We start from the raw sequence: 16,880 nt of genomic DNA on the forward strand, positions 1-16,880 counted from the left end.
TAGTGAGGACTTTAGTCCGCATCCAAATCAAATGAATTGAGGCTGTGGCGTTGTCAATCGTGTTGTTCACAAAGGACAGGGTGCGTCAGACAAAACAACCAGCAATGCAAAAAAATTAGCTTGCTGACGCACCCTACAAAAACCCAAAAACCTTATAATTGCGATCGCACAAAACGTGCTTTCACGACATTACTGCGGCTTAGTTTCCGATGATTTTTGAAGGTTTTGGGCGGCGCGAGGATAAAGATCCTTGATAATCGCCTTAACTTTTGGCTTCTGTTCGGCAGTCAGATTAATTTCAGTCAAAGCTTTACGCATTTTTTTGCCAGACTTCAGCTTAGCATTCAACTCTTTGTATTGCTCAACAGTGAGTACCTTTGCGAGTTGTTTACTAACTTCCTTGCGCTTCTGTGCTCTTTCGGCATTAGAAAGCTTCGGTTTCTGGGAATCTGTTGGATTTGCAGCCACCGTGTCAGATTTAGCATCTTTGGAAGTAGCAGTATCTGCGTCAGATTTAGCATCTTTGGAAGCAGCAGTATCTGCGTCAGATTTAGCATCTTTGGAAGCAGCAGTATCTGCGTCAGATTTAGCATCTTTAGAAGTAGTAGCATCCGCCTTGGTTTCCGATGAAGTGACTGGATTCGCCGCAGTCGCATCGGGCTTAGTAGCATCGGAGGAAACAGCATCCGCCTTTGGTTTCTCTAAACTTACGGTATCTTCCTTAGCTGGATTAGATTCCGAGGCTTCCGGCGGGTTAGGTGGCGCACAAGCAGACAAACCGCCAATTAACATGACACCGGCGAGAATAAATGCTGGTGCGATCGTACTTTTCATGATTTACTCCCTCAAATTAACCTTGTTTCACCAATGTTATAGCGTAAAATCGATAACCGTTCGATCGTTTCGATCGCCACTCTTGCGCGCGGGCGCGATCGCGATCGCACTTTTCGGCCTCATCGGGTTGCGTTTAGCAACAGTGCGGCTGGGTAGAAAACTTTTATTTACCGCCCTCGAATTCAGTTTAATCTTACTGCCGATTGAATCCAAATAGAAATAGGCACGTAGTTGGGATGCGAGCTCTCTTTATATATACGTCTAAAGAGGGCTGAAGCCCAACTACATACCTTTGTTACATTAACTTTCGATGCTTGATATTACTTCTCGGAATTGCCGCGATCGGACTTGTCAAAAAACGCCGTTAGCGAGTTCCAAGCAGACTTGGCAGTCTCTTTCAATCGAGCACCAATCGACTCAATTTCTCCCACAACGACGTGCCAATTCTTTTCAGTTTCCTTGTTAATGTGCTCGACAGCTTGTTCGATGCGATCGCGTTCGACTAATTTATTTTGTTCCACCGCTTCTCGCGCTTGTCGAACCGCCTTCAAATAAGCTTCGCGACTGACTTCGCCGGCATCTTGCACCTGGGCTTGAGCTCGCGTTTTAATCGCATCCACCACCAGCCAATTTTTCTCGGATTCCTTTTTGAGTAGGCTGACAGCCTCAGTCATTCTCTCTTTGGCGATCGACTTATTTTGTTCGATCGCACTTGAAGCCTTCTGGAGGGCTTTCAAATAAGCTTCGCGGGTGAGATCGCCCGCTGCTTGGACTTCGGCGGCGGCGCGTTTTTTAATTGCTTCAAACAAAGCGGCTGTTTCTGCGATCGTCTCCGGCGTAGCATCCGGCATCTCTTTTTTAACAATCGCCGTCGTTTCGGGAGTAGCCTCTACAACTGTTACTTCTACTTCAGTCAAATTTGGTTCAGTCATTGCGATGTCTCCTTTTGTAGTCCGCAAACGCAGACTTTGTATGTGTGGCGCCAGAATTAATTCTGGCCTTTAAGACTTTTTACCTGAAAGAATTGGTTGAAAGCCCGCCCGCCGGATCGGGATCAATTAAAATCAGACTATTCATTATTCGATTCCTCGGACTTCTAGGTAGAAGTCGCTCTCCCATGGTCAACTGTCAACTGTCAACGAAGAGGGCAGGCACGGGGACACTGCCCCTACAACTGTCAACTGTTGAATCAACTTTTGAACCTAGCACCAGAACTGATGCTGGCTGTTAAAACTTTCGATGTGTAGCGCCATGATTCATTCTAACACTTAATAAGAACCAGGCAATTCTTGTTCCAGCTTCATCAAATTTTGAATCCGCGATTCGGTAGTTGGATGAGTCGAAAACAAACTTCTAAACCAATCACCAGCAGACGAATTCACAATCAACAGCGGCGCAAAAGCTGGATTACCATCTAAGGGCATTTGGCGCGCCCCACTTTCCAGCCGCTGCAAAGCCCTCGCCAAAGCCCTTGGATTGCCCGTTAACCGGGCAGCCCCCGCATCCGCCGAAAACTCCCGCGTGCGCGAAATGGCTAGCTGAATGACGGAAGCAGCCACCGGTGCGAGGATAATTGTCAGCAGCAACCCCACAGGATTCGGGCTGTTGCGATCGTCCCTACCCCCAAACCACATACTGTAACTCGCCATTTGCGCCAACCACGAAATCGCCCCCGCCACCGTAGCCGCCACCGCTTGCGTCAGCGTATCGCGGTTGTTAATGTGAGTAAGTTCGTGGGCGATGACTCCTTCGAGTTCGTCCTCTGACAGGATATTCATAATCCCTTCAGTGACTGCAACCGCCGCGTGTTCGGGATCGCGCCCGGTAGCAAAAGCGTTAGCAGACTGAGTAGGAATAATATAAACTCCTGGCATCGGTAAATTAGCCCGCTGCGCCAGTCTTTCCACCATTGTATAAAGTCCCGGCGCTTGGCTGGCAGTTACCGGCACAGCCCCGTAGGCCGCCAAAGCGATTTTATCCGAGTAAAACCACGAACCTAAGTTCATGGCGGCGGCCAAACCAATGCCGATAATTGCACCTCCCGAACCGCCGATTACCCAATAGCTAACGGTAATTAACAGCGCACTTAACAAACCTAACAAAGCAGCAGTTTTAATTTGATTCATTTCGGGACTCTCCCTGAAATCACTAAATTAAGCAATAATCTCGATCGACCTTCAATAGTTGTTTGCATGGCATTTCGCCACCGCCTACCAATAACCCGCTTTCTAGTGCAGTATCTGGTGGCATCACAGATAAATTTTGGTTTTGAGTATTTCGATCTGTTCTCCTACATTCTATCTACCCAAGTTGAGCTCGCGTGTAGAATACCGCCAATTTGCAGGTACGGTTTAGCGTACTTTAGTTTTTAGTTGAGTGCATCTGGGTTTTGCACGTATGTGTGTAGGGGCTTTCGCATGACCTCCGTCAATATGAGATTATAACTAATAATTTATATGCGGTCATGCTATAGCCCTATTCAAAAACCAGATGCACCCCTTTAATTTCTGATAAATCGCTCCACCTCAAAATACAGACTACCAAGAAATCCGCTTGCTAAATCTAGAAATTTGAGATTTGGGCTTTTCAATTTTCCAGCGGCCACTGTCCGGCACCGCCAGCATATAACAAGTGGTGAGATTTTTGAGCATCCAGCCAAGATTTAGGAAATTGATATTGAGATAGGAGGATATCTTGAAGCGCGACTTGCATCTGATGCGCGCAGATATCGGGTGGCACTTTACCTGTGCCCGTACCCATGCCGGGAATCGCGATCGTTTCAATGATATGTTTGACCGGCGTTCCGTCTGGAACCGTGCCAAATTTTACGAGAGTTAAAATAGCCCTAGTTGCTAGATAAACATTGACTGTGTCTGTTAAAATTGTCGGTACGCGCATGGTTGGGGCAGCGATTAAATAGGGAATTTCGTCATGATCGGTATCGACAACTTCGGCTAATCCTACCAATAGTTCGCCGTGATGGCGACTCTGAATTAGTTTTTGTAAGCGTTCTTGAACGTGACCACCAAAATATTCCAAAATAGCTAAATCTAAACCGCCGTCCATAAAGCCAAAACTATTCGCTGGACTCACAATCGCATCGCATTTCACACTAAAGATTGAGCCGTGATGTATTTTGACATTATCGATATTGCCGCAAGTGCTTTCCCACGCTCTAACTAAGTCATCATCTACGGCAGCCAGCACAATTTGCATACATACTCTCTATAATTTTTTAAATGGCGATTGCTCTGGCGATCGCCATTTTAATCATACAATATTTTAGATGAGTCCGCTCAATCTAAAATCTAAAATCCTTTGATGCTGCAAGACCCCAATCTCCGCCACCCGATCGCAATTAGTTTCGGTGCCATTGCCGGCGCATTGAGTCGGTATTATATCACCTTGTGGTTTGCCAACCGTTTCGGTACCGCATTTCCCTACGGAACTTTTTTTATCAACATCACCGGTTGCTTGGCTATGGGATTTTTTATCACCCTGATTTTTGAACGGGTGCCGGCGGTTCCGTCAGAGGTGCGGTTAATGATAGCAACAGGATTTTTGGGGGCTTATACTACTTTTTCGACTTACGGTTTAGAGACAACTGTCTTGTTGCGCGATCGGTTTTACAGCTTGGCCACTTTTTACTGGGCTGGCAGTGCCATACTCGGAGTAATTGCCGTTCAGTTAGGCAGCATTTTAGCACGAATTGGCAAATAGATAAAATATCGTTTACCTCTTTCATTAGATATAATCGAGCACCCGTAGGGACAGGGCATTACCAGAAAGAATTGGTTGAAAGCCTCTCCCGGAGCGGGAGAAATTAAAATCAGACTATTCATTACTCCAATCCTCTTCCTTCTAGGTAGAGGTCGCTCTCCCATGGTCAACTGTCAACTGTCAACTGTCAACTGTTGAACGTATCCGGCTTGCGGCTCGTCTAATGAAAAATAATTTATATGAAATCAGTAATTGTAGCAAGAAATTTGAAAATTAATCTAAAAATTAAGTTTTTTCAGCTCGACCAGGTTTTGGCGATCGCTCCTGATTTCAGCTTTAATTGATATCTGGCAGATTTTACCAGAAAGCATTGGTTTAAAGCCCCAAGCCCGATCGCGATAAATTAAAAGAAGAGGATTCATTACTCCAATCCTCTTCCTTCCTTTGTCAAGTGCTGTCAACTGTCAACTGTCAACTGTCAACTGTCAACTGAATGAAGCATTCCCGCCAGCAGGTCTTGCTAAAAATGAGTTAATGAGGTATACGTATGGAAACCCAAGAATCAATTTTAAGACCAACGGACGCAAACTCGTGTCTGCCGACAAATATCAGTTGTGAGTTTGTGAAATTTTTTGGGTAATGACTAATGTTCGCGAGTTCTTAAGCTCGCACTTCTGATGACTGATGATTACTGTTCGCGATCGGGGACGGCACTGATGAATGATGACTGATGAATGATGACTGCTGACTGATGACTGATGACTAATAACTAATAACTAAAGTTAAATAACAAGCGAGGGAGTTTAGTTGTGGTAGTTAAAATAGCAACAGAGTGCCTCATTACCTTAAAAGGTGTCAGCAAGGCTTACCAGCAGCCCAACGGTCAACAAATATCTATTTTAGAGCCAATAAATTTAGAACTGCGATCGGGCGAAATAGTAGCTTTACTAGGCCCTTCCGGTTCTGGCAAATCTACATTAATGCGGATGATTGCCGGATTAATTCCCCCCAGCGACGGTCAAGTTTTTTACCACAATCGTCCCTTAGTCGGCTTAAATCCTGGGATAGCAATTGTATTTCAAAACTTTGCCCTTTATCCCTGGCTGACGGTACTAGAAAATGTAGAATTAGGCTTAAAAGCTAAAGGAGAATTGCCAGAACCGCGCCGCCAAAAAGCCTTGCGAATGATTGATATTATCGGTTTGGATGGATTTGAAAATGCTTATCCGAAAGAACTGTCCGGCGGAATGCGGCAGCGAGTGGGATTTGCTAGGGCTTTGGCGGTAGAACCGGAATTGCTGTGCATGGATGAACCGTTTTCAGCTTTAGATGTGTTGACAGCAGAAAACTTGCGGTTTGAGTTATTAGATTTGTGGCTAGAAAAAAAGATTCCGACTCAAGCTGTATTAATCGTAACTCACGGGATTGAGGAAGCGGTAATTTTAGCCGATCGCATTGTAGTCCTCGGCCGCAATCCCGGACGAATTCGCGCTGAACTAACCGTGACTTTGCCGCATTACCGCGATCGCAAAACAGCAGCATTCCAAGCCCTCGTAGACCAAGTGTACAAAATTCTGACGAATCCAGAGTTAAGCTGCGAAACAGTGGCTGCACCAACTCAAAGTACCGCTACTGCGGTATCTCAGGCTCAACCCGCCCCCAGCCCTAAATACCAATCTCTGCCGCAAGTCCGCACAGGTGCGATCGCAGGTTTGTTAGAACTCCTCGAAGATCGCAAAGAGAAAGACCTCTACCGCCTCGGTCAAGAATTAATGTTAGAGGTAGACGACATTTTGCCGATCGTCGAAGCCGCCAAATTAATGGAATTCCTAGTAATTCAAGAAGGCGACCTTCTATTAACACCAGTTGGCATTCAATTCATAGCCGGCGGAATTGACCAGCGCAAACAAATTGTCCGCACCCAAATTCTCACCAATATTCGCCTCGTACAGCAAGTTTCTCGAATGCTTCAGGCCAAGCGCAATCACCGCATTTCTGAAGAATTGATTTTGGATATTCTCGAAGCCCACTTTAGCCCCCAAGAAGCAATGAGGCAATTGAAAACTGCTATTGACTGGGGTCGCTATGCAGAATTATACAGCTACGACGAACCGGGCGGCGAAATCTTCTTAGAATCTGAAGAAAAAGATGAGTAGTTATTGGTTATTTGAGAGTTAACTGTTAACTGTTAACTGTTAACTGTTAACTGTTGACTGTTGACTGTTAACTGTTGACTGTTGACTGTTGACTGTTACCCATGCCCAATGCCCAATGCCCAATGCCCAATGCCCAATGCCCAATGCCCAATGCCCAATTCCCAATGCCCAATGCCCAATTCCCAATTCCCCATGCCCAATAACTAATTATTATGACAAGACCCCTAACACCAGCCAATAAAACATTAGAAAGATCGACTTGGACTTGGCAAGACGGCTTGCTGATTCTAGCAATCTTCTCTCTAATTTTAGTAATAGTCCAAACAGCTTCTCAATTCAACAGTGACTACAACCCAAACTTTAAAATAGAGACTACGCTAAATGTCTTGCCAGCCTATACAGCCCAGACTCTTTTACGCATGACAGCGGCTTATCTTTTATCCTTGCTATTTACCTTAGTTTATGCTTATTCAGCTTACCGCTTTCCTCTCGCAGCAAAAATTTTAATTCCCTTACTAGATATTTTGCAATCAATTCCGGTTTTATCCTTCTTGCCCGGAGTAGTTTTAGCGCTAGTTACGTTATTTCCCGGTCAAAGAATCGGCGTAGAACTCGCATCGATTATCTTAATATTTACTGGAATGACTTGGAATATGACCTTTAGTTTCTATCAGTCGCTTTCCGGAATTCCGCAAGAACTGAAAGAAGCTGCTCAAGTTTATCGGCTGAATGCTTGGCAGCAATTTTGGACGTTAGAATTGCCCGCTGGCGCGATCGGGCTGGTGTGGAACAGCGTCATGTCAGTGGCTGGTGGCTGGTTCTTTTTGATTGCGATCGAATCTTTTACCTTGGGTGCTAAAAACTTTCATCTGCCCGGACTCGGTTCCTATTTGGGGAAGGCAGCCAATGAAGGCAATTTTGGGGCGATCGGCTGGGGTTTAGCAGTATTAATTGGTGTGATTGTAGCCATAGATTTTTTCATTTGGCAGCCTTTGATTGCTTGGGTGGAAAAGTTTAAATATCAAGCCGTAGAAGCGACCAATGTACCGCAGTCCAAGGTGTTGGATTTTTTAAGGCGATCGGCGACGCTGCGGGTGTTGAAGTCGCGCATATCGCCCGTAGGTGACAGTTTCGATCGCGCTTTGGCAAGAGGTTTTGCACCTGCTCATTTACCAACAAGCCCTCGCCGCCAAAGCCGCCTCGGCAATTGGATCAATTGGCTGTTTGTCAGCGGGTTTGCTGCGATCGTCCTTTGGGGAACCTGGGAAGCCGTGCTGCTGCTGAGGTTCCTGAGTGTATCTGATTGGCAAAAAGTCGTAGGAGGTGCATTTTTTACGGCTTTGCGAGTCATTTGCGCGCTATTTTTATCGCTGTTGTGGACTGTACCTGTCGGAGTGGCGATCGGTCGAAATCCGCGTTTAGCTCAGATTTTGCAGCCCTTAGTGCAAATAGCCGCTTCTGTACCAGCAACGGCTTTATTTCCCGTATTGCTACTAGCTCTAATTCACGCTGGAGGCGGGTTGCAAATTGGTTCTGTAGCGCTGATGATGTTGGGTACAATGTGGTATTTGCTGTTTAACGTGATTGCGGGCGCTCAAGCCATACCTTCGGAGTTGTTTGAAGCCGCGCAAGTTTACAAACTTTCCCTAATTGGGCGCTGGAAAACTTTAATTTTGCCGGGAATATTCCCTTATTTAATCACAGGAATTATTACGGCGGTTGGCGGAGCTTGGAATGCAAGTATTGTCAGCGAATACGTGCAGTTTAAAGGTGAAATAATTAGAACGAGCGGTTTGGGAGAGACGATTTCTGAAGCAACGGCATCGGGTAATTTTCCTTTACTGTTAGCGGCTACTTCTGTGATGTCGCTGTTGGTTGTATTGACTAACCGTTTGGTGTGGCGCCCGCTTTACCGTTTGGCACAAGAAAAATACCAGTTATTGGTTTGAGTTGACAGTTGACAGTTGACAGTTGACAGTTGACAGTTTTCAGTTGACAGTTGACAGCTTGCTGTGAGCGAAGCCGAAGGGTTGAGAGTATACCCATTCTCAAAGGTAATTAGTAATTGGGAATTAGTAATTAGTAATTGGTAATCGGTAATTGGTAAGCTGTTGTGCATTTAAATTGTATATTTCGAGTCCCGATCAAAAATTCTCTCCCCCGATCCCCATCGGCCCCTCTCCTCTTCTCCCTCTCTAATACCATAGGCAATCTAGATGCAACACAGCTTAATTGGTAATTGGTAATCGGTAATCGATCGCACTTTCCCGAACTCACACTGGCGTTGCACTAGAGCGAAAACATCCTACCAAGAAACTCGGTTTCGAGAATACAGCTTGGTTTTGGTGGTGCCGCATCTGCCAAAAAATTCCGTTGCTGGCGCTGCCCGTGTAAATCGTAATAACTGCAACCAGTGGTGTCAATAGGCTATAAACTGGATTCAGGAAGGCGTGCAGCACAGGTTGATACCAGTTACCACAAAAATGCAACTGTAGGTCAAGTTCAAATCTGCTGACTTAGTAAGTCATTCCCAATCCTTTAATCCCAAATCCCAAATCTAAAATCTAAAATCTAAAATCTAAAATCTAAAATTGCATGAGGAGGGTCATCAGTGACAGAAAACAATTATCAATCGTCTTCTCTACCCACCTACGCGCGAAAAGAACTCCGGGAATTAGTTCGATCGCAGTTAAAGGCTTTGTTGGAACAAGGAGACTTTCAAGGAGCAAAAGCGATTTTGCAGCCGGTGCAGGAAGCAGACATCGCTGAAGCTATCGAAGGCCTGCCGGAAACCATGCAAGTAATAGCTTTCCGGTTGCTTTCTAAAGACGAGGCGATCGCAGTTTACGAATATCTCGACTCTACCGTTCAGCAGTCCCTCTGCGAAAAATTCAAACGCCAAGAAGTCATCGATATTGTAGACAAAATGTCCCCGGACGATCGAGCTAAACTATTTGACGAACTGCCGGCCATCTTAGTCCGCCGCCTCTTAGGTGAATTGAGCCCAACGGAACGCGAAGCGACGGCCCAACTCTTGGGTTACGAAGCCAGTAGCGCCGGCCGGATTATGACCCCAGAATACATTTCTCTCAAAGAAAGCTTTACCGTTGCTCAAGCTTTAGACAGAATTCGCTCTTTAGCTAAAACTACCGAAACCATTTATTCTCTTTACGTCACTGATGCGGCACGACGGTTGAGTGGCATTTTATCCTTGCGGGATTTAGTCACTTCTCCCCTCGACAAAACTGTCGGCGAAATTATGACCCGCGAGGTAGTTTCTGTGCAAACGGGAACGGATCGAGAAGAAGTAGCTAGGCTGATCCAGCGTTACGATTTTTTAGCTGTGCCCGTTGTAGACCGCGAACAGCGTTTGGTGGGGATCATTACAGTTGACGACGCGATCGACATTTTAGAACAAGAAGCAGCCAAAGATATTTATACCTTGGGTGGCGTCCAGTCCGGCGGCGACAATTATTTTCAGACCGATTTAATCACCGTCGCCCGCAAAAGGGTCGTCTGGCTGTTTGTTCTGCTGTTGACCAATACTGTCACCGGAGCAATTATTAGAGCTCAAGAAGATATTTTGCACCAAGTAGTCGCCCTAGCAGCCTTTATTCCGCTGCTGACTGGCACTGGAGGCAATGTCGGAGCCCAGTCCTCAACTGTGGTAATTCGCGGTTTGAATACTGATGAAATTACAGCAATGGGCCCCTTTCAAGTAATTGTGCGTGAGGGGATGGCGGGAGCGCTCCTAGGCGCTATATTGGGGACGGTAGCGACGGGCTGGGCTTACACTCTGCAAGGGAATTTAGCCGTGGCAATCGCGGTGGGGGTGAGTTTGCTGGCGATCGCAATTTTAGCTTCTATTGCCGGTTCAGCTCTGCCATTTCTCTTTCGTTCTTTGGGTTTAGACCCCGCTTTAATGTCTGCTCCTTTTATTACCACCGCAGTTGATGTCCTCGGAGTCTTAATTTATTTCACTTTAGCTCGACTAATTTTGCAATTATAATATATTTAATTAGATTCGCATAAATTAAAAACCCATAGTAATTTTAAATTCCGTGATGTACAGCCTCCCAACTACCAATGCCCAATGCCCTGTTTGCCCAATGCCCTGTTTGCCCAATTCCTAATTACTAATTACTAATTCCTAATTAACTTATGTCATCATCTAATTCATCAACCAAAATTCAAAATCCCAAATCGAGCAATTTGTTAGAAACTGCTGAATTAATCTTTCTTGCTGCCTCGGCTGTAGGATTGGCTGCTAGTTTGGTTTTGCAGCAGAGCATTTATGTCGAAGTTCCTGTAGTAATTTCGCTGGTGTTGAATTTTGTGAACCGCCAGAAGTTTCGCGGGCAAGTTAAAACAAGTACCGCGGCAGTGTTCGATCGCGTAAACCAACAAGCAGCTACGAGCGATCGGGCGATCGAGCAATTACAACTTGCTGTAAGTTCTTTAGATACAGCTCTTGCCCAAACATCTCGCGAAAATCTCAATGTTGGCCAGGCAGAAAATTCCCACTCTATAATTTCAGCAATTGAGAACCTGCGCCAGCGGATCATAATTTTAGAAAAAACTATTAAAATGATTCAAAGCGAGATCGAAATCACCAGCCGCCAATTCAAACAACGGCCTGAGTTGCAACAAGTCGAAACTTTGACAACAATCATTCTGGACTTGCAGGAGTTTATCAACGAACTGCCGCAATGGGGAAATTTGCAGCAGCGACAGCTAACAGAACTTCAGCAACAAGTAGATAATGCTTTGGCTCAGCTTGCTCAAGAAATTGCTGTGATTCCCACCCGGGTGCAGGAGGCTGTAACTAGCCGCGCCGGGGAAATCAACCAAAACTTGGGTTCTGGTTTGAATGCCGATCCCAAAAATGCCGATCGATCTAAAACCCAGAATGAGAAAATTCGCCAGAAATATCCCAGGGCTTACGTAAAGTGGAGTCGGGAGGAAGACGAGAATTTGCAGAAAGAATATGCAAACTGCCAAGAAGTTAGTGAATTAGCTCAGAAATTTCAGCGACAACCTGTTGCCATTCGTTCGCGCTTGCAAAAATTAGGATTGATTGAATAATTTCGAGGGAATTGGGAATTGGGAATTGGGAATTGGGCATAGGGCATAGGGCATAGGGCATAGGGCATAGGGCATTGTTGGCTGACAACTGACAACTAATAACTGACAACTGACAACTGGGCATTAAGAGGGCGGACACTCTTGGCACCGCCCCTACTAACTGACCAATTACTAATAACGTTCGATCGCGGGGAATCTCGCACTAATAACCAATAACTAATAACCAATAACTAATAACTAATGACTAATAACCAATAATATCGTGTCCGGTCGATTGACCGCGATAAGATCCGTTCGTAGTGCGGACTTCAGTCCGCAGCATATTGCGGACTGAAGTCCGCACTACGAACAGTTTTTTGTTATAGTAATCGACCGAACATGATATAACCAATAACCAATAACCAATCACCAATCACCAATAACTAATCACCAATCACCAATAACTAATAACCAATCACCAATAACTAATCACCAATCACCAATAACTAATAACCAATCACCAATAACAAAGCGATCGCCCTTTTTTTCAAAAGAGCGATCGCTTTGTTTATTTATTCAGTACCTGCTGCCAACAGCGGGCCACTAACATCACATCTCAAGGCTTTTTAGCCTTGCTCTACCTCATTCTAGAAATCTTGCGGTAACAAAGAACTTAAACGCTCCAATAAAGGATCGGACTCCCGACGAGGAGCAACCTCAGCATCAGAAACTAAATCGTTCGCTACAGACTCAGACTCGATCGGATCGGGCTCTACTACTTTTGAAACTTGGGCAAAAGAAACTTGAGCAAACTTACTGTCAACACTCCCCTGCAACTGATCCAACTGCGCGCCCAATTGACTCAGGTGATGTTCCAGTCCTTCCAAACGGCTTAATTCCTCAGCAGAAACATTGCGCTCAAACTCAGCAAATCTGACCGCAAGTTCAGCAATACGCTGTTCCAACCGCTCAGAGCTATCTGTAGAGCTAGCAGACTCAGATACAGACAAAAACTGCCACAAAGCTTGCTTGCAGAGATTGCTGAAAGTCTGATACTTCGTAAAAGCCAACTCTTTTTCAATAGCCGCCAGCAAAGTTTGATCGGCAGCATCTTCCGTAAACGCCACCGAGAAATTCGCCTTATTTTTTGCCCACAGTGCCATAGGGTTCAAGCCTTAATGCGTTACTTTATCGTGGCTAGCTGAGCCTCAGCATAAATAAACTGTCCCAAAGCATTAGCTTTCCGAGAAGGCTGAGCCAAGTGAGCCTTAAGATTGGCGTCTTTCAGCAAAGGTTGGAGTACCTCCCAGAAAAATTCGCCGCCACCGCCAGTCAGAACTACGTCCGTCACCCGTTCCGGCAACCACTGTACCAAACGTTCGGACAGTTCGTTAGCGAAAGCCTCCCGTAAATCCTTAATAATCGGATCTAAATTAGTCGGCTTAGTCGCTCCTCTAGGACGGTAGAAACGCTGCCCTTCGGGTTTATTTACCCCTTCCAATAAAGACAGGGATTGAGGGTCTGCCCCCGGAATTTTTGAGGCAACTTGTTCGTAGAATTTGTTCATGGCGAAGGAATCGCTCTTAGAAGCGGCTCGGGCGAACCGGAAACGATCGACCATTAACAAATCCGTAGTTTGGTGTCCGATATCGACCACAGCTACCGACAGTTCCGGCAACTCCGGCGTAAACTCCTTGTTGTCTTGAGCTTCGCACCAAATCAGGCTGCCGAATCCTTCCGGCATCACCCAAACGTGGCGAATGTCAATTTCCAAACGCTCGCCGCGGTATACGACAACGTGGGGAGAGCGCAGTTGGCTGATAATCTCTTCCTTTTCTTTCTCAAACTGATCCTGCGAATAAAAAGGCAAACCCAGCACTACTGCCATTTCGCCCTTCATCTGGAAATATCCAGCACAGGAAAAGACCTTAACCAAAGCATCTACTACTTTCGACTGGTCAGCCCCACCGAGATTAGCGCCAAAGTCAGCGGCCAGTTGGCCGATGGCGTACCCCTTGCCCTGGTGCTCCAGCCACATATCCAACAGAGGGTCTGTTGCTTTTGACTCAAAGCTGCCGCCCCGCACCTTTTCCACGGGCATAGTAGCCACGTTGGCAGGGATGAAAACAACACCATTTGGGTTGCGACTCACGCAAGCTTTAGTTGCTGTACGACCCAAATCAGCACTAATAATCGATTTGTGAGAAGCGATCTTAGTCTGCTGCGTCAGCATAGCCGAATTAGGAACAAGCTGTCTAGTTGTCATTGAAATGTGTTACCTCACTGAGCCTCACCATTATCATGCCTTATCCCTGGACACTGCCGCGCTTAAAGACAGTGGGTTTTGAGGCGCTTCTTCTAACTCTACCTAGATTGGTATTGAAATCAGCACCAAACATTATATTCGGGACGATCGCCGTTACCGTAACTAACCTAACTTTTTCTCGATCGCCACGATCGCCGACATCTTGCCCGATCGTGCATTGTTAAGTTAAATTTAGTTAAGATTCTGAGTGTAAACTTTTGTCACACTAATCCGAGACCGCCAGCTTCCCCGATCTATCCCCAATTCAAGGCACCCGCATTTATGAAAATTTCTTGGCAAACTATACTACTTTGGACTTTACCCGCCCTAGTCATCGGCTTTTTCCTGTGGCAGGGAGCCTTCGCCGCGTCCCCGGCAGAAATGAGCAAGAACACCGCCAGCACCCGCCTGAGCTACGGTAGATTCTTAGATTACTTAAACGCCGATCGAGTGACCAGTGTTGATTTATACGACGGAGGCCGCACTGCGATCATCCTAGCCGTCGATCCCGAACTGGACAATCACGAGCAGCGGTGGCGGGTAGACTTGCCGTCAAATGCTCCGGAACTCGTTTCTAGACTCAGAGATTCCAAAATTAGCTTCGACACTCACCCCCTCCGCAACGACGGCGCCATCTGGGGAGTGTTAGGCAATCTAGTATTTCCTCTCTTATTAGTAGGAGGGCTGTTCTTCCTGTTCCGCCGCGGCGGCAACGTGCCGGGGGGCCCAGGCCAAGCCATGAATTTTGGCAAATCCAAAGCACGCTTTCAAATGGAAGCTAAAACAGGCGTACTGTTCGACGACGTAGCAGGCGTAGAAGAAGCGAAAGAAGAACTCGCCGAAGTCGTGACTTTCCTCAAAAAACCCGAACGCTTCACCGCAGTCGGCGCCAAGATTCCCAAAGGCGTGCTGCTAGTAGGCCCTCCCGGAACAGGCAAAACCATGCTGGCAAAAGCGATCGCAGGTGAAGCCGCCGTCCCTTTCTTCAGCATCTCCGGTTCGGAATTTGTGGAAATGTTTGTCGGTGTTGGCGCATCCCGCGTCCGCGACTTGTTCAAGAAAGCTAAAGAAAATGCTCCTTGTATAATTTTTATCGATGAAATCGATGCAGTGGGCCGCCAGCGCGGCGCCGGTATCGGTGGCGGTAACGATGAACGGGAACAAACCCTGAACCAGTTGCTGACCGAAATGGACGGTTTTGAGGGCAATACTGGCATCATCATCATTGCTGCTACGAACCGCCCTGACGTGCTCGACTCGGCGTTGCTACGTCCGGGACGTTTTGACCGCCAAGTTAGCGTTGATACACCGGATATCAAAGGCAGGTTGGAAATTTTAGAAGTTCACGCGCGCAACAAGAAGCTGTCTGAGGAGATTTCTTTGGATGCGATCGCCCGCCGCACTCCTGGCTTTACCGGTGCTGATTTGGCTAACTTGCTCAACGAAGCTGCTATTTTGACAGCAAGACGCCGCAAAGATGCGATTACGATGCTGGAAATTGACGATGCAGTCGATCGCGTCGTCGCAGGTATGGAAGGCACACCGTTGGTAGACAGCAAGAGCAAACGCTTGATTGCATACCACGAAATCGGCCACGCGATCGTCGGTACAGTCATTCAAGCCCACGATCCCGTACAAAAAGTTACCTTAGTTCCTCGCGGACAAGCCCGCGGTTTAACCTGGTTCATGCCCAGCGAAGACCAAGGTTTGATTTCAAGATCCCAAATCCTAGCCCGGATTAGCGGTGCTTTGGGCGGCCGCGCAGCCGAAGAAGTAGTTTTCGGCGACGCTGAAGTTACCACTGGTGCCGGCAACGACTTGCAGCAAGTCAGCGGTATGGCCCGCCAAATGGTTACTCGCTACGGGATGTCTACCTTGGGCCCGATCGCCCTAGAAGCTCAACAAAGCGAGATTTTCCTCGGCCGGGACTACACGGCGCGATCGGAATATTCCGAAGAAATTGCCTCTCGGATTGACGGACAAGTGCGGGAAATTGTCGATCGTTGTTACGACGAAGCCCGCCGAATTATTCGCGACAATCGTACCGTAGTCGATCGGCTAGTCGATTTGTTAATCGAAAAAGAAACTATCGACGGCGAAGAGTTGCGCCTAATCGTCTCTGAATACACTTTTGTTCCTGAAAAAGAACAATACGTTCCTCAGCTTTAAAAACTCAGGGCGAATAGAATTCGCACGCCAAACAAACAAAGTCCGCCGAGTTAATTGAAGAAATTCAACCCGCTCCCGGCGGGTTTTGTCTGTGTAGAAGCGGTTTCAACCGCCGAGTTAATTGAAGAAATTCAACCCGCTCCCGTCGGGTTTTGTCTGTGTAGAAGCGGTTTCAACCGCCGAGTTAATTGAAGAAATTCAACCCGCTCCCGTCGGGTTTTGTCTGTGTAGAAGCGGTTTCAACCGCCGAGTTGAAGAAATTCAACCGGCGGAGGCGGGTTTTGTCTGTGTAGAAGCGGTTTCAACCGCCGAGTTGAAGAAATTCAACCCGCTCCCGGCGGGTTTTGTCTGTGTAGAAGCGGTTTCAACCGCCGAGTTGAAGAAATTCAACCCGCTCCCGTCGGGTTTTGTCTGTGTAGAAGCGGTTTCAACCGCCGAGTTAATTGAAGAAATTCAACCCGCTCCCGTCGGGTTTTGTCTGTGTAGAAGCGGTTTCAACCGACTTAATTGAAGAAATTCAACCCGCTCCCGTCGGGTTTTGTCTGTGTAGAAGCGGTTTCAACCGCCGAGTTAATTGAAGAAATTCAACCCGCTCCCGTCGGGTTTTGTCTGTGTAGAAGCGGTTTCAACCG

17 protein-coding genes are annotated in these 16,880 nt (G+C 46.7%); 8 read left to right on the plus strand and 9 right to left on the minus strand.

Annotation, left to right across the window (positions count from 1 at the left end):
• Positions 1 to 189: 189 nt before the first annotated feature.
• A complete protein-coding gene (locus tag QZ938_RS22285) occupies positions 190 to 834 on the minus strand; it encodes a hypothetical protein (protein WP_293155252.1) in 645 nt (214 codons plus the stop codon).
• Between QZ938_RS22285 and QZ938_RS22290 the strand changes: the two genes are divergently transcribed.
• Complete coding sequence (locus tag QZ938_RS22290; protein WP_293155255.1) at positions 833 to 1,051, plus strand: hypothetical protein; 219 nt, start codon at positions 833 to 835, stop codon at positions 1,049 to 1,051. The genes QZ938_RS22285 and QZ938_RS22290 overlap by 2 nt on opposite strands.
• A gap of 103 nt (positions 1,052 to 1,154) precedes the next feature.
• On the opposite strand, the gene QZ938_RS22295 is transcribed toward QZ938_RS22290, so the two are convergent.
• The 3 genes from QZ938_RS22295 to QZ938_RS22305 form a co-directional block, all read right to left on the minus strand.
• Positions 1,155 to 1,766: a hypothetical protein gene (locus QZ938_RS22295; RefSeq protein ID WP_293353411.1), complete on the minus strand. Its 612-nt coding sequence runs from the start codon at positions 1,764 to 1,766 to the stop codon at positions 1,155 to 1,157.
• 336 nt (positions 1,767 to 2,102) lie between these two features.
• Positions 2,103 to 2,960, minus strand: coding sequence for a M48 family metalloprotease (locus tag QZ938_RS22300; RefSeq protein ID WP_293353409.1), 858 nt, complete (start codon positions 2,958 to 2,960; stop codon positions 2,103 to 2,105).
• 460 nt (positions 2,961 to 3,420) lie between these two features.
• Complete coding sequence (locus QZ938_RS22305; RefSeq protein ID WP_293155268.1) at positions 3,421 to 4,050, minus strand: macro domain-containing protein; 630 nt, start codon at positions 4,048 to 4,050, stop codon at positions 3,421 to 3,423.
• 105 nt (positions 4,051 to 4,155) lie between these two features.
• On the opposite strand from QZ938_RS22305, the gene crcB reads away from it, so the two are divergent.
• On the plus strand, positions 4,156 to 4,554 hold the full coding sequence (gene crcB / locus QZ938_RS22310; RefSeq protein ID WP_293155271.1) for a fluoride efflux transporter CrcB: 399 nt from the start codon (positions 4,156 to 4,158) through the stop codon (positions 4,552 to 4,554).
• Positions 4,555 to 4,832: 278 nt separating this feature from the next.
• Here crcB and QZ938_RS22315 read toward each other — a convergent pair whose 3' ends face one another.
• Positions 4,833 to 4,976 (minus strand): hypothetical protein, encoded by a 144-nt coding sequence (locus tag QZ938_RS22315; protein ID WP_293155274.1) that lies wholly within the window; start codon positions 4,974 to 4,976, stop codon positions 4,833 to 4,835.
• Positions 4,977 to 5,363: 387 nt separating this feature from the next.
• Here QZ938_RS22315 and QZ938_RS22320 point away from each other — a divergent pair, with 387 nt between their 5' ends.
• Positions 5,364 to 6,710: an AAA-associated domain-containing protein gene (locus QZ938_RS22320; protein ID WP_293353407.1), complete on the plus strand. Its 1,347-nt coding sequence runs from the start codon at positions 5,364 to 5,366 to the stop codon at positions 6,708 to 6,710.
• Between the two features lie 212 nt (positions 6,711 to 6,922).
• Positions 6,923 to 8,659 carry an ABC transporter permease subunit gene (locus tag QZ938_RS22325; protein WP_293155280.1) on the plus strand — a complete coding sequence of 579 codons (1,737 nt, stop codon included), beginning with the start codon at positions 6,923 to 6,925 and terminating at the stop codon, positions 8,657 to 8,659.
• Here the strand turns inward: QZ938_RS22325 and QZ938_RS22330 are convergent.
• The gene (locus tag QZ938_RS22330) at positions 8,620 to 8,829 is read right to left on the minus strand and encodes a hypothetical protein (protein WP_293330845.1); all 210 of its coding nucleotides are present in this window, start codon (positions 8,827 to 8,829) and stop codon (positions 8,620 to 8,622) included. The two genes, QZ938_RS22325 and QZ938_RS22330, sit on opposite strands and share 40 nt — an antisense overlap.
• A gap of 154 nt (positions 8,830 to 8,983) precedes the next feature.
• Entirely contained in the window at positions 8,984 to 9,133 is a 150-nt protein-coding gene (locus QZ938_RS22335; RefSeq protein ID WP_293363370.1) for a hypothetical protein, read from the minus strand.
• A gap of 188 nt (positions 9,134 to 9,321) precedes the next feature.
• Between QZ938_RS22335 and mgtE the strand changes: the two genes are divergently transcribed.
• The gene (gene mgtE / locus QZ938_RS22340) at positions 9,322 to 10,719 is read left to right on the plus strand and encodes a magnesium transporter (protein ID WP_293353405.1); all 1,398 of its coding nucleotides are present in this window, start codon (positions 9,322 to 9,324) and stop codon (positions 10,717 to 10,719) included.
• Between the two features lie 152 nt (positions 10,720 to 10,871).
• Positions 10,872 to 11,795 carry a hypothetical protein gene (locus QZ938_RS22345; RefSeq protein WP_293155289.1) on the plus strand — a complete coding sequence of 308 codons (924 nt, stop codon included), beginning with the start codon at positions 10,872 to 10,874 and terminating at the stop codon, positions 11,793 to 11,795.
• A 626-nt stretch (positions 11,796 to 12,421) separates the two neighbouring features.
• On the opposite strand, the gene QZ938_RS22350 is transcribed toward QZ938_RS22345, so the two are convergent.
• Both QZ938_RS22350 and QZ938_RS22355 read right to left on the minus strand, forming a co-directional pair.
• Complete coding sequence (locus tag QZ938_RS22350; RefSeq protein ID WP_293155292.1) at positions 12,422 to 12,937, minus strand: hypothetical protein; 516 nt, start codon at positions 12,935 to 12,937, stop codon at positions 12,422 to 12,424.
• 20 nt (positions 12,938 to 12,957) lie between these two features.
• The gene (locus QZ938_RS22355) at positions 12,958 to 14,040 is read right to left on the minus strand and encodes a ParM/StbA family protein (protein WP_293155295.1); all 1,083 of its coding nucleotides are present in this window, start codon (positions 14,038 to 14,040) and stop codon (positions 12,958 to 12,960) included.
• 321 nt (positions 14,041 to 14,361) lie between these two features.
• Between QZ938_RS22355 and ftsH2 the strand changes: the two genes are divergently transcribed.
• Together ftsH2 and QZ938_RS22365 are read left to right on the plus strand one after the other, a co-directional pair.
• On the plus strand, positions 14,362 to 16,248 hold the full coding sequence (ftsH2, locus tag QZ938_RS22360) for an ATP-dependent zinc metalloprotease FtsH2 (RefSeq protein ID WP_293155298.1): 1,887 nt from the start codon (positions 14,362 to 14,364) through the stop codon (positions 16,246 to 16,248).
• Positions 16,249 to 16,369: 121 nt separating this feature from the next.
• Entirely contained in the window at positions 16,370 to 16,759 is a 390-nt protein-coding gene (locus QZ938_RS22365; RefSeq protein ID WP_293365640.1) for a hypothetical protein, read from the plus strand.
• The last annotated feature ends 121 nt before the right edge of the window (positions 16,760 to 16,880 follow it).

The sequence above is a fragment of the Microcoleus sp. CAWBG27 genome (genome assembly GCF_020883145.1).
In the GTDB taxonomy this organism is placed as follows: Bacteria; Cyanobacteriota; Cyanobacteriia; order Cyanobacteriales; family Microcoleaceae; genus Microcoleus.